The sequence below is a fragment of the Marinobacterium ramblicola genome, assembly GCF_019084545.1.
GTDB classification, from domain to species: domain Bacteria; phylum Pseudomonadota; class Gammaproteobacteria; order Pseudomonadales; family Balneatricaceae; genus Marinobacterium_D; species Marinobacterium_D ramblicola.
On the sequence record NZ_JAHREP010000046.1, the window covers coordinates 1 to 15,517 of the forward strand.

Annotated in this window: 12 protein-coding genes, 1 tRNA gene and 1 pseudogene; all 14 read left to right on the forward strand. The window is 57.3% G+C overall.

Going from position 1 to position 15,517, the window contains the following annotated elements; genetic code table 11:
• Window positions 1-87, forward strand: an 87-nt coding sequence (locus KQ940_RS22115) for an EF-Tu C-terminal domain-related protein (RefSeq protein ID WP_485020582.1), incomplete at its 5' end; no start/stop codon positions are given.
• Window positions 88-152: 65 nt separating this feature from the next.
• Window positions 153-228, forward strand: a tRNA-Trp gene (locus KQ940_RS22120).
• Between the two features lie 60 nt (window positions 229-288).
• Window positions 289-657, forward strand: coding sequence for a preprotein translocase subunit SecE (gene secE, locus KQ940_RS22125; protein WP_217416824.1), 369 nt, complete (start codon window positions 289-291; stop codon window positions 655-657).
• Window positions 658-669: 12 nt separating this feature from the next.
• Window positions 670-1,212: a transcription termination/antitermination protein NusG gene (gene nusG, locus KQ940_RS22130; RefSeq protein WP_217416825.1), complete on the forward strand. Its 543-nt coding sequence runs from the start codon at window positions 670-672 to the stop codon at window positions 1,210-1,212.
• 103 nt (window positions 1,213-1,315) lie between these two features.
• Window positions 1,316-1,750 carry a 50S ribosomal protein L11 gene (gene rplK, locus KQ940_RS22135; RefSeq protein ID WP_217416826.1) on the forward strand — a complete coding sequence of 145 codons (435 nt, stop codon included), beginning with the start codon at window positions 1,316-1,318 and terminating at the stop codon, window positions 1,748-1,750.
• Complete coding sequence (gene rplA / locus KQ940_RS22140) at window positions 1,750-2,445, forward strand: 50S ribosomal protein L1 (protein ID WP_217416827.1); 696 nt, start codon at window positions 1,750-1,752, stop codon at window positions 2,443-2,445. Before rplK ends, rplA begins: the two co-directional genes overlap by 1 nt.
• Before the next feature lie 219 nt (window positions 2,446-2,664).
• Entirely contained in the window at window positions 2,665-3,159 is a 495-nt protein-coding gene (gene rplJ / locus KQ940_RS22145; protein ID WP_188752353.1) for a 50S ribosomal protein L10, read from the forward strand.
• Window positions 3,160-3,206: 47 nt separating this feature from the next.
• Window positions 3,207-3,575 carry a 50S ribosomal protein L7/L12 gene (gene rplL / locus KQ940_RS22150; protein ID WP_217416828.1) on the forward strand — a complete coding sequence of 123 codons (369 nt, stop codon included), beginning with the start codon at window positions 3,207-3,209 and terminating at the stop codon, window positions 3,573-3,575.
• A 179-nt stretch (window positions 3,576-3,754) separates the two neighbouring features.
• Complete coding sequence (rpoB, locus tag KQ940_RS22155) at window positions 3,755-7,858, forward strand: DNA-directed RNA polymerase subunit beta (protein WP_217416829.1); 4,104 nt, start codon at window positions 3,755-3,757, stop codon at window positions 7,856-7,858.
• Between the two features lie 80 nt (window positions 7,859-7,938).
• Window positions 7,939-12,162: a DNA-directed RNA polymerase subunit beta' gene (gene rpoC / locus KQ940_RS22160; protein WP_217416830.1), complete on the forward strand. Its 4,224-nt coding sequence runs from the start codon at window positions 7,939-7,941 to the stop codon at window positions 12,160-12,162.
• Between the two features lie 130 nt (window positions 12,163-12,292).
• Window positions 12,293-12,667, forward strand: a complete 375-nt coding sequence (gene rpsL, locus KQ940_RS22165) for a 30S ribosomal protein S12 (RefSeq protein WP_036191102.1) — start codon at window positions 12,293-12,295, stop codon at window positions 12,665-12,667.
• 155 nt (window positions 12,668-12,822) lie between these two features.
• On the forward strand, window positions 12,823-13,293 hold the full coding sequence (gene rpsG, locus KQ940_RS22170) for a 30S ribosomal protein S7 (RefSeq protein WP_217416831.1): 471 nt from the start codon (window positions 12,823-12,825) through the stop codon (window positions 13,291-13,293).
• Between the two features lie 18 nt (window positions 13,294-13,311).
• Entirely contained in the window at window positions 13,312-15,405 is a 2,094-nt protein-coding gene (fusA, locus tag KQ940_RS22175; protein ID WP_217416832.1) for an elongation factor G, read from the forward strand.
• 34 nt (window positions 15,406-15,439) lie between these two features.
• Window positions 15,440-15,517 (forward strand): annotated as a pseudogene (locus tag KQ940_RS22180) (GTP-binding protein); the annotation flags it as partial.

The following is a 15,517-nucleotide window of genomic DNA, read 5'->3' on the forward strand; positions in this document are numbered from 1 at the left end:
ATCGCCATGGAAGAAGGTCTGCGCTTCGCGATCCGCGAAGGCGGCCGTACCGTTGGTGCGGGTGTTGTATCCAAGATTATCGCGTAAAAACTTATATTTAGTGTTGCGATGTGGCGGGGAGGTGCATATAATGTGCCTCCCTGTTACGCAGTAGGCCAGTGGCTCAATTGGCAGAGCAGCGGTCTCCAAAACCGCAGGTTGGGGGTTCGAGTCCCTCCTGGCCTGCCATTCCGGATCTGGAATGGCGTCAAGCAAAGCGCAAGCTTTCATTTTTCCGAGGCACCTGGCGTGAATTCTAAAGTGACTTCCGAAGGATCAAAACTCGACGGCCTGAAGTGGCTCGTTGTTGTTGCTCTCGTGGCGGTTGGGGTGGTTGGCAACTCGATGTTTGCCGGCGAGTCCCTGCTGTATCGGGTGCTTGCACTCCTGTTTTTGGCACTGGTGGCGGGGTTTGTAGCATTTCAGACTGCCAAGGGTCGTGCGTTCTTCCGGCTTTTTAAAGAGGCGAAGAACGAGATTCGCAAGGTGGTGTGGCCGACCCGTCAGGAAACTCTGCAGACAACGGCGATCGTTGTGGTGGCGGTGCTGATTGTGGGGCTGCTGCTCTGGGGTCTGGATTCGCTGCTGGGTTGGGTTGTTTCAGGCGCTATAGGTTGAGGTTGAGCGAGCATGAGTACGGAAAAGAAACGCTGGTACGTTGTGCATGCCTACTCCAACTATGAGAAGAAGGTAAAGGAAGCGCTGACGGAAAGTATTGATCGTCACGGTATGCAGGATCTCTTTGGTGAGATTCTGGTTCCCACCGAAGAGGTGGTTGAGATTCGTGATGGCAAGAAGCGCAAGTCCGAGCGCAAGTTTTATCCAGGCTATGTTCTGGTGAACATGGTCATGAACGATCAGACCTGGCACTTGGTGAAAGATACGCCGCGTGTGCTGGGTTTCATCGGTGGTACGGCGGATAAGCCGGCGCCGATTACCGAAAAAGAGGCCAATGAAATCCTGCAGCGCGTCGAAAGCGGTGTGGATAAGCCGAGGCCTAAGACTGTCTTCGAGCCGGGTGAGATGGTGCGTGTCACCGATGGTCCGTTCGCCGACTTTAACGGTGTGGTCGAAGAGGTTAACTACGAGAAGAACCGTCTCCAGGTGGCTGTGCTGATCTTTGGTCGCTCGACGCCTGTTGAGTTGGAGTTCGGTCAGGTCGAAAAGGCCTGATAATAAAAGATTTTATGGGGAGGGTGTCCGTGCTTGCGCGGTCGCCCTCTTGTTGTGAAAGAAAGGGGAGCCGAAAGGCGTTTGAACCCTCAGGAGTAGCTTAATGGCTAAGAAAATCAATGCTTATATCAAGCTGCAGGTAAAAGCTGGTCAGGCCAACCCGAGTCCCCCAGTAGGTCCTGCTCTGGGTCAGCACGGTGTCAACATCATGGAGTTCTGTAAGGCGTTCAACGCACAGACTCAGAGCATGGAAGCGGGTCTGCCGATTCCTGTCGTGATCACCGTATACAGCGACCGTAGCTTCACCTTCATCACCAAGACTCCGCCGGCTTCCATTCTGCTGAAGAAGGCTGTAGGTCTGAAGAGCGGCTCTTCCCGTCCGAACACCGAGAAGGTGGGTACCGTTACCCGCGCTCAGCTGGAAGAAGTCGCAACCGTTAAGATGCCGGACCTGACCGCTGCCGATATGGATGCTGCCGTACGCACCATCGCCGGTAGTGCGCGTGCCATGGGTCTGATTGTTGAGGGTGATGAATAATGGCTAAGCTGACTAAGCGCCAGAAGGCGATCCGCGAAAAGATCGAAGCGGGCAAGGCGTACGCAATCAACGAGGCGGTTGCTCTGCTGGCTGAAGTGTCTGCGGTTAAATTTACCGAATCTCTGGACGTGGCCGTTAACCTGGGCGTCGATCCGCGTAAATCCGATCAGGTCGTTCGTGGCTCTACCGTGCTGCCGCACGGCACCGGTAAAGACGTGCGTGTTGCTGTGTTCGCGCAGGGCGACAACGCCGAGAAAGCCAAGGCTGCCGGTGCCGATATCGTCGGTTTCGACGATCTGGCCGAGCAGGTCAAGGGCGGTAACCTGGATTTTGACGTTGTGATCGCAACGCCTGACGCGATGCGTGTTGTCGGTCAGCTGGGTCAGATCCTGGGTCCGCGCGGTCTGATGCCGAACCCGAAGGTCGGTACCGTGACTCCGGACGTTGCGACTGCCGTACAGAACGCCAAAGCTGGTCAGGTGCGTTTCCGTACCGACAAGAACGGCATCATCCACTGCTCTGTGGGCAAGGTTGGTTTCAGCGACGTGGCTGTTAAAGAGAACGTTGAAGCGCTGATCGCCGATCTGAAGAAGCTGAAGCCTTCTTCCGCCAAGGGCGTGTATCTGAAGAAAGTAACCCTGTCCACTACCATGGGCCCGGGTTTGCTGGTTGATCAGGGCACTCTGGCCATCTGATTGATCTGAAGGTTTTTTGAGGGTCTTCGTGACCTCTGTGACAGAGACGAAGGCCGTCAAAGACCGCAGGTGGCAGAGCGGTTTTTCCGCGTCTGCCTTAATGGGCCAACCAGCCTGCGCAGACGGTGAGATTCACGTGTGAATCAAGACCACCGTACTCAACCTCGCGTAAGCGGGGTGGTTGGTAAACAGTCGAAAGACTCAATCCAGGAGTAAATTGTGGCATTAGGACTCGAAGACAAAAAAGCGATCGTCGCTGAAGTCCAGGAAGCTGCCAAGAATGCGCTCTCTGCTGTCGTTGCGGACTCCCGTGGCGTAGAAGTGGGCGATATGACTGCACTGCGTAAGCAGGCGCGTGAGAACGGTGTGTGGCTGAAAGTGGTCCGTAACACCCTGGCGCGTCGTGCAGTTGAAGGTACCGCTTTCGAGTGTCTGCAGGGCAGCTTTGTCGGTCCGAGCATCATTGCTTTCTCTCAGGAACACCCGGGCGCCGGCGCTCGCATCCTGAAGGACTTCGCCAAGGGCAATGAAAAGTTCGAACTGAAAGCGGCTGCTTTTGAAGGCAACGTCGTGGACGTAGCGATGCTGGCAAGCCTGCCGACATACGAAGAAGCTCTCGCCAAGTTGATGAGCTGTATGAAAGAAGCGGCTGCAGGCAAGCTGGTACGCACTATTGCGGCTATTCGCGAACAGAAAGAGGGTGCTGCAGCCTAATTGGCGCAGTGACCTACGATTTAACACACGTTTATAGGATTTAGAAAATGTCTCTGTCTAAAGAAGATATCATCAACGCTATCGCTGAAATGTCTGTCATGGACGTTGTAGAACTGGTTTCTGCAATGGAAGAAAAATTCGGTGTTTCTGCTGCTGCTGCTGTTGTTGCCGGCCCGGCTGGTGAAGCTGCTGTTGCTGAAGAGCAGACCGAATTCGACGTTATCCTGACCGCTGCCGGCGACAAGAAAGTCAACGTCATCAAGGCTGTCCGCGGTGCTACCGGTCTGGGCCTGAAAGAAGCGAAAGAACTGGTCGACGGCGCACCGTCTACCGTCAAGGAAGCTGCTTCCAAGGAAGAAGCTGAAGCTCTGAAGAAAGAGCTGGAAGAAGCCGGCGCTACCGTTGAGCTCAAGTAATCGCTTCGATGCGTTGCAAGCAGCTTAGTACTGCTTAAAGGCGTATGGCTGGTGGCGAAATGCCACCGGCCTTTTTCCGTTATTTATAGACAGCAAATAAATGACGGTATAACAGTCCGCTGATAGCTGATATCAGGGGGCTGGCTTCTCAACCTAGGTGCACATGCTGGGGAACACTGATGGCTTATTCATACACTGAGAAGAAACGCATACGTAAGGATTTCGGTAAGCTGCCGCAGGTAATGGATGTGCCATACCTGCTTGCGATCCAGCTCGATTCCTACCGCAAGTTTCTGCAAGCGGGCTCCGACTCTGCGCAAGGGCGCAAGGAAGAGGGGCTGCACGCTGCATTCAATTCCGTATTCCCGATCGTCTCCTATTCCGGAAACGCGGCGCTGGAATACGCCGGTTATCGCCTCGGTGAACCCGTTTTTGACGTTGCCGAATGTCAGCAGCGTGGTGTGACCTATGCGGCTCCTTTGCGCGTTAAAGTGCGCCTGATCATCTACGATCGTGATTCCTCTACCAAGGCGATCAAGGATATCAAGGAGCAGGAAGTCTACATGGGCGAAATGCCCCTGATGACCGAGAACGGTACCTTCGTCGTTAACGGTACCGAGCGCGTGATCGTATCGCAGCTGCACCGTTCACCGGGTGTGTTCTTCGATCACGACAAGGGCAAGACCCACTCGTCCGGCAAACTGCTTTACTCCGCGCGTATCATTCCCTACCGCGGTTCCTGGCTGGACTTCGAGTTCGATCCCAAGGATGCGCTGTTCGTGCGTATCGACCGTCGCCGTAAACTGCCGGCAACCATTCTGCTGCGTGCACTCGGCTTCCAGGCGGAAGAGATTCTCGATACCTTCTTTGAAACCACTGGCTGGACGCTGGAGAGCGAGCAGATCTGGATGGATCTGATCCCCGAGCGCCTGCGCGGTGAAACCATGTCGTTCGAGATCAAGGATCCCGAAGGCAAAACCATTGTAGAAGCGGGTCGTCGTATCACCCCGCGTCACATCCGTCAGATGCAGCAGGCGGGTATGGGGCAGCTGAACGTGCCCTCTGAATACCTGATCGGCAAGGCGCTGGCCAAGGATCTGATGGATCCTTCTACCGGTGAGGTGTTTGCGCCCTGCAACACCGAAGTGACCGAAGACCTGATCGCCAAGATCCGCAAGGCGGGTATCGACCGTCTGGAAACGCTGTACACCAACGATCTGGACTGCGGCCCGTTTATCTCCGATACCCTGCGCATCGATCCGACCCGCAACCAGCTGGAAGCGCTGGTCGAGATCTACCGTATGATGCGTCCCGGCGAGCCGCCGACCAAAGAGTCTGCGGAAGGCCTGTTCGAGAATCTGTTCTTCTCCGAAGAGCGTTACGACCTGTCTGCGGTCGGTCGCATGAAGTTCAACCGTCGCCTGGGTCGTGAAGACGAAACCGGTTCCGGCATCCTCGACAAGGACGACATCCTCGATGTCATGAAGACCCTGATCGAGATCCGTAACGGCAAGGGTGTTGTCGATGATATCGACCACCTGGGTAACCGCCGTATCCGCTCCGTGGGCGAGATGGCCGAGAACCAGTTCCGTGTCGGTCTGGTGCGTGTCGAGCGTGCCGTGCGCGAGCGACTGTCCATGGCAGAAGCGGACAACCTGATGCCGCAGGACCTGATTAACGCCAAGCCGGTGGCTGCGGCGATCAAGGAGTTCTTCGGTTCATCCCAGCTGTCCCAGTTCATGGACCAGAACAACCCGCTGTCCGAGATCACCCACAAGCGCCGGGTATCGGCGTTGGGCCCGGGCGGTCTGACCCGTGAGCGTGCCGGCTTCGAAGTCCGTGACGTACACCCGACCCACTACGGTCGTGTATGTCCGATCGAGACACCTGAAGGTCCGAACATCGGTCTGATCAACTCGCTGGCGGTCTTCGCGCGTACCAACGATTACGGCTTCCTGGAGACGCCGTACCGTCGCGTTATCGACAACAAGGTCACCGACGAGATCGATTACCTCTCCGCCATCGAGGAGAGTAAGTATGTCATCGCTCAGGCCTCGGCGGCGATGAATGAGAACATGGAGCTGACCGACGACCTGGTTGCCGTCCGTCACCTCAACGAATTCACCGTGACGCCAAAAGAGAACGTGCAGTACATGGACGTGTCTCCCCGTCAGGTGGTATCGGTTGCGGCATCGCTGATCCCGTTCCTCGAGCACGATGACGCCAACCGTGCATTGATGGGTTCAAACATGCAGCGTCAGGCCGTGCCGACCCTGCGCTCCGAGAAGCCGCTGGTCGGTACCGGTATCGAGCGTAACGTGGCGCGCGACTCGGGCGTCTGCGTGGTGGCTCGTCGCGGCGGTGTGATCGAGTCGGTCGATGCCGGTCGTGTCGTGGTCCGCGTCCGTGACGAAGAGGTGGAAGCCGGTGACGCAGGTGTGGATATCTACAACCTGACCAAGTACACCCGTTCCAACCAGAATACCTGTATCAACCAACGCGCCATCGTGCGTCCGGGCGAGCAGGTAGAGCGTGGCGATATCATGGCCGACGGTCCCTCTGTCGACTTGGGTGAGCTGGCGCTGGGCCAGAACATGCGCATCGCATTCATGCCCTGGAACGGTTACAACTACGAGGACTCCATCCTCATCTCCGAGCGGGTGGTACAGGAAGATCGCTTCACTACCATCCACATCCAGGAACTGACCTGTGTCGCGCGCGACACCAAGTTGGGGCCTGAGGAGATCACCGCGGATATCCCCAACGTGGGCGAGGCGGCGCTGTCCAAGCTGGACGAGTCCGGTATCGTGCATATCGGTGCCGAAGTGGGCCCGGGCGATATCCTGGTCGGCAAGGTGACGCCGAAGGGCGAAACCCAGCTGACCCCGGAAGAGAAACTGCTGCGTGCGATCTTCGGTGAGAAGGCGTCCGACGTAAAGGACACCTCGCTGCGCGTGAAGACCGGTACCCTGGGTAAGGTTATCGATGTTCAGGTGTTCACCCGTGACGGCGTGGCCAAGGATGAGCGTGCGCTCTCCATCGAGAAGTCCGAGCTGGACAAGATTCGCAAGGACCTGAACGACGAGTTCCGTATCGTCGAACAGGCCACCTTCGAGCGTCTCGAGCGCGCGCTGGTAGGCCTCAAGGCCGACGGCGGTGCCGGCCTGAAGAAAGGCGAAGAGATCGGTTCCGAGTTCCTGCATGGGCTGAAGAAGTCCGAGTGGTTCAAGATCCGTGTCGCCGACGAGACGGTTCAGGAGATGCTCGAGCTGGCGCAGAAGCAGCTTGAAGAGCGTCGTGAGAACCTGGACAAGCGTTTCGAAGACAAGAAGCGCAAGCTGCAGACCGGCGACGATCTGGCCCCGGGCGTGCTGAAGATCGTCAAGGTCTACGTCGCCACCAAGCGCCGCGTGCAGCCGGGTGACAAGATGGCCGGTCGTCACGGTAACAAGGGTGTTATCTCGGTGATCATGCCGGTCGAGGATATGCCCTACGACGAGAACGGCGAGCCGGTCGACATCGTGCTGAATCCGCTGGGTGTACCGTCGCGTATGAACGTCGGTCAGATCCTGGAAACCCACTTGGGTATGGCGGCCAAAGGTCTGGGTCGCAAGATCAACGATATGCTCGAAGTGGAGCGCGCCAAGGCGGAAACCGCCAAAGAGGTGCGTGGCTTCCTGGATCAGATCTATAACGCCGAACACGGTGGTCTGAGCTGCGGACGTAAAGAGGACCTGGATAGCTTCAGCGATGAGGAGATCCTGACTCTGGCGACCAATCTGAAGGGCGGTGTGCCGCTGGCAACGCCGGTATTCGACGGTGCCAAAGAGGCCGAGATCAAGTCGCTGCTGCGTCTGGCGGATATGGATGATTCCGGTCAGTTCACGCTGTACGACGGCCGCACCGGCGACAAGTTCGACCGCCCGGTCACTGTCGGCTACATGTACATGCTGAAGTTGAACCACCTGGTCGACGACAAGATGCACGCGCGTTCCACCGGTTCCTACAGCCTGGTTACCCAGCAGCCGCTGGGTGGTAAGGCGCAGTTCGGTGGTCAGCGCTTCGGTGAGATGGAGGTCTGGGCGCTCGAGGCATATGGCGCCGCCTACACTCTGCAGGAGATGCTGACCGTGAAGTCGGACGACGTGAACGGCCGTACGAAGATGTACAAGAACATCGTCGACGGCGATCACCGGATGGAGCCGGGTATGCCGGAATCGTTCAACGTGTTGATCAAGGAGATCCGCTCCCTCGGTATCGATATCGAGCTCGAGAGCGAATAAGTCCCTAACTGATCACCAGTCGGTGCCTTTCACGATGAGAGGCACCGGCGCTGAGAACTCCGCGTAGGAGCTATACGACAATGAAAGATTTGCTGAATCTGCTGAAGTCCCAGGGCCAGTCCGACGAGTTCGATTCCATCCGAATCTCGCTGGCATCGCCGGAGATGATCCGCTCCTGGTCTTACGGCGAAGTGAAAAAGCCGGAGACCATCAACTACCGTACCTTCAAGCCGGAGCGTGACGGTCTGTTCTGTGCCAAGATCTTTGGCCCGATCAAGGACTACGAGTGCCTGTGCGGCAAGTACAAGCGCATGAAGCACCGTGGTGTGATCTGTGAGAAGTGTGGTGTCGAAGTGACCATGACCAAGGTGCGCCGTGAGCGCATGGGTCATATCGAACTGGCATCCCCCGTTGCTCACATCTGGTTCCTGAAGTCACTGCCGTCCCGCATCGGTCTGATGCTGGATATGACGCTGCGCGACATCGAGCGCGTGCTCTACTTCGAATCCTTCGTCGTCATCGACCCGGGCATGACCACGCTCGAGCGCGGTCAGATGCTCAACGACGAGCAGTACTTCGAGTCACTGGAAGAGTTCGGTGATGAGTTCGACGCCCGCATGGGTGCCGAGGCGATCAAGGAGCTGCTGGCCTCGATCGATCTGGAAGGCGAGATCCAGCGCATCCGCGAAGAGATCCCGCAGACCAACTCCGATACCAAGATCAAGAAGCTGTCCAAGCGTCTGAAGCTGATCGAGGCGTTCTACAAGTCCGGCAACGATCCGCAGTGGATGATCATGGAAGTGCTGCCGGTACTGCCGCCGGATCTGCGTCCGCTGGTACCGCTGGATGGTGGTCGCTTCGCGACCTCCGATCTGAACGATCTATACCGCCGCGTGATCAACCGTAACAACCGTCTGAAGCGTCTGCTCGATCTCAATGCGCCGGATATCATCGTGCGCAACGAGAAGCGCATGCTGCAGGAATCGGTCGACGCGCTGCTCGACAACGGTCGTCGCGGCCGTGCCATCACCGGCTCCAACAAGCGTCCGCTGAAGTCCCTGGCCGACATGATCAAGGGTAAGCAGGGTCGTTTCCGTCAGAACCTGCTCGGTAAGCGTGTCGACTACTCCGGCCGTTCCGTTATCGTGGTTGGTCCCTACCTGCGCCTGCATCAGTGCGGTCTGCCGAAGAAAATGGCGCTGGAGCTGTTCAAGCCGTTCATCTTCTCCAAGCTTGAGTTGCGTGGCTACGCCACCACGATCAAGGCGGCCAAGAAGATGGTTGAGCGCGAAGAGCCGCTGGTATGGGATATCCTCGACGAGGTGATCCGCGAGCATCCAGTACTGCTGAACCGTGCGCCGACCCTGCACCGTCTGGGTATCCAGGCGTTCGAGCCGGTGCTGATCGAAGGTAAGGCGATCCAGCTGCACCCGCTGGTGTGTGCGGCGTACAACGCCGACTTCGACGGTGACCAGATGGCCGTTCACGTGCCGTTGACCATCGAAGCGCAGCTCGAAGCGCGCGCGCTGATGATGTCCACCAACAACATCCTGTCACCGGCCAACGGCGAGCCGATCATCGTACCGTCGCAGGACGTGGTACTGGGTCTGTACTACATGACCCGTGAGCGCATCGCGGCACCGGGCGAGGGTATGGTGTTCTCCGATATCAAGGAGATCCAGCGTGCCTACGGCGCCAAGCAGGTCCACCTGCAGGCACGGATCAAGGTGCGTATCCAGGAGACCATCCGCGATATCGAAGGTAATGTGGAAGAGCGTTACGGCCTGCAGGAGACTACCGTTGGCCGTGCCATGCTGTTCGATATCGTGCCGGCAGGCCTGCCGTTCGAGCTGGTCAACCAGCCGATGAAGAAGAAGGCGATCTCCCGCCTGCTCAACGAAGCCTACCGTCGCTGTGGTCTGAAGGACACCGTTATCTTCGCCGACCAGCTGATGTACATGGGCTTCCGCCAGGCCACCGTGTCCGGCGCTTCCATCGGTGTTAACGACTTCGTTATCCCGGACGAGAAGGTGCAGATCATCGCCGAGGCGGATGCCGAAGTGAAAGAGATCGAGCGTCAGTTCGGTGACGGCCTGGTAACCCAGGGCGAGAAATACAACAAGGTTGTGGATATCTGGTCCCGTGCCAACGAGGTGCTGGCCAAGAAGATGATGGACAACCTGAAGGTCGACAAGGTCACCAATGCCGAAGGTAAGGTGGTTGATCAGGAGTCCTTCAACTCCGTCTACATGATGGCCGACTCCGGTGCCCGTGGTAGCGCCGCGCAGATCCGTCAGCTCGCCGGTATGCGTGGTCTGATGGCGAAGCCGGACGGCTCCATCATCGAGACACCGATCGTGGCGAACTTCCGTGAGGGTCTGAACGTACTGCAGTACTTCATCTCTACCCACGGTGCACGTAAGGGTCTGGCGGATACCGCATTGAAGACCGCGAACTCCGGTTACCTGACCCGTCGTCTGGTCGACGTGGCACAGGACGTGGTGATCACCGAGCACGACTGTGGCACCGATAAGGGTCTCAAGGTACAGCCGATGATCGAAGGCGGTGATGTGGTCATTCCGCTGGGTGAGCGTGTATTGGGTCGCGTGGTGGCTCAGGATGTACTGACCCCGGCCGGTGACGACGTGCTGATTCCGTCCGGTACGCTGATCGATGAGGCCTGGGTTGCCCGTCTCGAAAACGACGAAGCCTACAGTAGTATCGACGAAGTGTTCGTTCGTTCAGCGATCACCTGTGAATCCCGTCACGGTATCTGTTCATCCTGTTACGGTCGCGACCTGGGTCGCGGTCACCAGGTCAACATCGGTGAGTCCGTTGGTGTTATCGCCGCGCAGTCGATCGGTGAGCCGGGTACCCAGCTGACCATGCGTACGTTCCACATCGGTGGTGCGGCGTCGCGGGCGGCCGCGGTCGACAGCATTCAGGTCAAGAATGGCGGTGAAGTTCGTCTGCACAACCTGAAATATGTAGAGCGTTCCGACGGCACCATCGTGGCGACCTCCCGCTCCGGTGAGCTGGGTGTGACCGACGAACACGGTCGTGAGCGAGAGCGCTACAAGCTGCCGTACGGCTCGGTGATCAAGGTGAAGGACGGCGATCGTGTCGATGCTGGCGCCATCGTCGCCAACTGGGACCCGCACACTCACCCGATCGTCACCGAGGTGGGTGGTCGCTTGCAGTTCGGCGGTATGGAAGACGGTATCACCATCAAGCGCCAGACGGATGAGCTGACCGGCCTGTCCACTATTGAGGTGCTTGATGCCAAGGATCGTCCGCAGGCGGGTAAGGATATCCGCCCGATGATCAAGCTGGTCGATGCCAACGGCAACGATGTGTACCACACCGGTACCGAGATGCCGGCTCAGTACCTGCTGCCGCCGAAGTCCATCGTCACGCTGAATGACGGCGCTGAGGTGCAGATGGGTGACATCCTCGCCCGTCTGCCGCAGGAAGGTACGGTCAACAAGGATATCACCGGTGGTCTGCCGCGCGTTGCCGACCTGTTCGAGGCGCGCCGTCCGAAAGAGTCTGCCGTGCTGGCCGAACTGTCTGGTACCGTGACCTTCGGTAAGGAGACCAAGGGTAAGCGTCGCGTGGTGATCACACCGCATGACGGTTCAGATCCTTACGAAATCATGATCCAGAAGTGGCGTAACCTGAACGTATTCGAGGGTGAAACGGTCGAGAAGGGCGAAGTTATCTCCGATGGTCCGTCCAACGCTCACGATATCCTGCATATCCTCGGTGTCGGCGAGCTGGCCAAGTACATCGTCAGCGAAATTCAGGACGTTTACCGCCTCCAGGGTGTAGGCATCAACGACAAACACATCGAAGTGATTGTGCGTCAGATGCTGCGTAAGGTTGAGATCACCGAAGGCGGTGACTCGAGCTTCATCCCGGGTGAGCAGGTTGAGTACGCCGCAGTGGTTGCAGAGAACGAAGCGCTGGAAGCCGAAGGCAAGATCCCGGCCAAGTTCGAACGTATCCTGCTGGGTATCACCAAGGCATCGCTGGCCACCGAATCCTTCATCTCCGCGGCCTCCTTCCAGGAGACAACCCGCGTACTGACCGAAGGTGCGGTAACCGGCAAGAAAGACTACCTGCGTGGTCTGAAAGAGAACGTGGTCGTGGGTCGTCTGATCCCGGCCGGTACCGGTCTGGCTTACCATAGCGAGCGCAAGCGCAAGCGGGCCCAGGCCGGTGAAAGCGTCACCGTCAGCGCGGAAGAGGTGCAGCAGGCTCTGACTGAAGCACTGAATGCTTCCATGAATGACATTGAGTAAAAACTGCTCAATATTTGACGCCGGGGGCTGGAATTGAGTAGAATTCCGGCCCTTTCGTGACTGGGATTGCTTTTCGGCAGGCCCGGTCTTTTTAGTATGGTGCTAATAAACCAAACGTGGAGTTTGCTTAATGGCAACAATCAACCAGCTGGTTCGCAAGCCGCGTAAGCGCGCGGTAGAAAAAAGCGACGTACCTGCGCTGCAGGCATGCCCCCAGCGTCGTGGCGTATGTACCCGTGTGTACACCACTACCCCGAAGAAGCCGAACTCGGCACTGCGTAAAGTCTGCCGTGTGCGTCTGACCAACGGTTATGAAGTCTCCTCCTACATCGGTGGTGAAGGTCATAACTTGCAGGAGCACTCTGTAGTTCTGATCCGCGGCGGTCGTGTTAAGGACCTCCCGGGTGTGCGTTACCACACAGTTCGTGGTTCTCTGGACTGTTCCGGCGTTAACGGCCGTAAACAGGCTCGTTCCAAGTACGGTGCGAAGCGTCCGAAGTCTTGATCCCTCGTTAGACGGCGAGGCTTTGCCAGTCAGGTGTCCGAGTAATCCGGTTCTTGAGCTGTTTGGCTAACCCGAAAGACGATAAGAGTAAGGACAGGTGTCATACGACATCCTGATGAACCTGAAGACCTTTTACATTTTTAGAGGGCTTATCAATGCCTAGAAGACGCGTAGCTGCGAAGCGCGAAATCCTGCCGGATCCTAAATTCGGTAACATTACACTGGCAAAATTTATCAACCATCTGATGGTCAGCGGCAAGAAGTCCGTTGCTGAGCGCATCGTGTATGGCGCACTGAGCAAGATCGAAGAGCGCACCAAAGGTGATGCGATCGAGCTGTTCGACAAAGCGCTCGAGACTGTGCAGCCGGTAGTCGAAGTTAAATCCCGCCGTGTCGGTGGTGCTACCTACCAGGTTCCTGTTGAAGTTCGCCCGTCCCGCCGCACGGCTCTGGCCATGCGCTGGCTGGTTGACGCCGCACGCAAGCGTGGTGAGAAATCCATGGCGCTGCGTCTGGCTGGTGAACTGATCGACGCTGCTGAAGGTCGTGGTTCTGCTGTTAAGAAACGCGAAGATGTGCATCGTATGGCTGAAGCCAACAAGGCTTTTGCCCACTATCGCTTCTAAACTTCCGAGGAATGAGTCGTGGCTCGTAAAACTCCTATCGAGCGCTACCGTAACATCGGTATCTGTGCTCACGTAGACGCCGGCAAGACCACCACTACCGAGCGCGTCCTGTTCTATACAGGTCTGTCGCATAAGATCGGTGAGGTGCATGACGGTGCGGCTACCATGGACTGGATGGAGCAGGAACAGGAGCGTGGTATCACCATCACCTCTGCTGCTACCACCTGTTTCTGGGCCGGTATGAACCAGCAGTTCGAACAGCATCGTGTCAACATTATCGACACCCCGGGACACGTTGACTTCACTATCGAAGTAGAACGTTCCCTGCGCGTGCTCGACGGTGCTGTTGTTGTACTGTGCGCGTCTTCCGGCGTGCAGCCGCAGACCGAGACCGTATGGCGTCAGGCTAACAAATACGAAGTGCCCCGCATGGTGTTCGTCAACAAGATGGACCGCGCCGGTGCTGACTTCTACATGGTTGAGAAGCAGCTGAAGGACCGTCTGGGTGCGAAGGCTGTGCCGATCAACCTGCCGATCGGTGCCGAAGACGAGTTCAAGGGCGTCGTCGACCTGGTCATCATGAAGGCGATCTGGTGGAACGAAGCCGACCAGGGTATGACCTACGAACTGGGTGATATTCCGGCTGAGCTCCAGGCCAAGGCCGAAGAGTACCATGAGAAGCTGGTTGAAGCGGCTGCTGAAGCCAACGAAGAGCTGATGGAGAAGTATCTCGAAGAGGGTGAACTCACCATCGAAGAGATCAAGGCCGGTCTGCGCGCGCGCACCCTGGCTAACGACGTGATCCTGATGCTGGCCGGTTCTGCATTCAAGAACAAGGGCGTTCAGGCGGTTCTCGACGCGGTAATCGAATACCTGCCGTCTCCGACCGAGGTCAAGGCGATCGAAGGTACGCTGGACGACGCGGCCGAGACCGTTGCGACTCGTGAAGCTGACGACGACGCGCCGTTCTCTGCGCTGGCGTTCAAGATCGCGACCGACCCGTTCGTCGGTACGCTGACCTTCATCCGCGTCTACTCGGGCGTTCTGAACTCCGGCGACAGCGTGTACAACTCTGTCAAGGAGCGTAAAGAGCGTGTCGGCCGTATGGTGCAGATGCATGCTAACAACCGTGATGAGATCAAAGAGGTCCGCGCCGGCGATATCGCTGCACTGATCGGCCTGAAAGATGTCACCACCGGTGATACCCTGTGCGATCTGGACAACAAGATCGTGCTCGAGCGCATGGAGTTCCCGGATCCGGTTATCTCCGTTGCCGTAGAGCCGAAGTCCAAGGCTGACCAGGAGAAGATGGGTATTGCGCTGGGTAAACTGGCCCAGGAAGACCCCTCTTTCCGCGTTGAAACCGACGAAGAAACCGGTCAGACCATCATCTCCGGTATGGGTGAGCTGCACCTGGATATCATCGTCGACCGTATGCGTCGCGAGTTCAAGGTTGAAGCCAACATCGGTAAGCCGCAGGTTGCCTACCGCGAGAAGATCCGCAAGCCTGTTGTCGCAAACCACAAGTTTGCCCGTCAGTCAGGTGGTCGCGGTCAGTATGGTCACGTTGTTGTAGAGTTCAGCCCGAGTGATGAAGAAGGGCTGGAGTTCGTCAACGAGGTGGTTGGTGGTGCGATTCCGAAGGAATACATCCCGGCTGTCCAGAAGGGTATCGAAGAGCAGATGAAGAACGGGGTTATCGCGGGTTATCCGCTGATCGGCCTCAAGGCGCGTCTGTACGACGGATCCTTCCATGAAGTTGACTCCAACGAGATGGCGTTTAAAATCGCGGCTTCTCAGGCGCTCAAAAAGTATGCAATGGAAGCAAGTCCTTGCCTGCTCGAGCCGATGATGAAAGTGGAAGTCGTGACTCCTGAAGAGTACATGGGCGATGTGATGGGTGACCTCAACCGTCGTCGTGGCCTGGTTCAGGGCATGGAAGACAGCAGCTCCGGCAAGGTGATCCGTGCCCAGGTGCCGCTGGGTGAGATGTTTGGTTATGCGACTGACCTGCGCTCTGCGTCTCAGGGTCGTGCAACCTACTCTATGGAGTTCGAGTGCTATGCCGAAGCTCCTAACAACATCGCCGAAGCTGTAATTAAACAGAACTGATTTAAGCAATTGCTTGATTTAAGAGGATAGACTCGTGGCTAAGCAATCATTTGAACGTAACAAGCCGCACGTCAACGTCGGCACCATCGGTCACGTTGACCACGGTAAAACC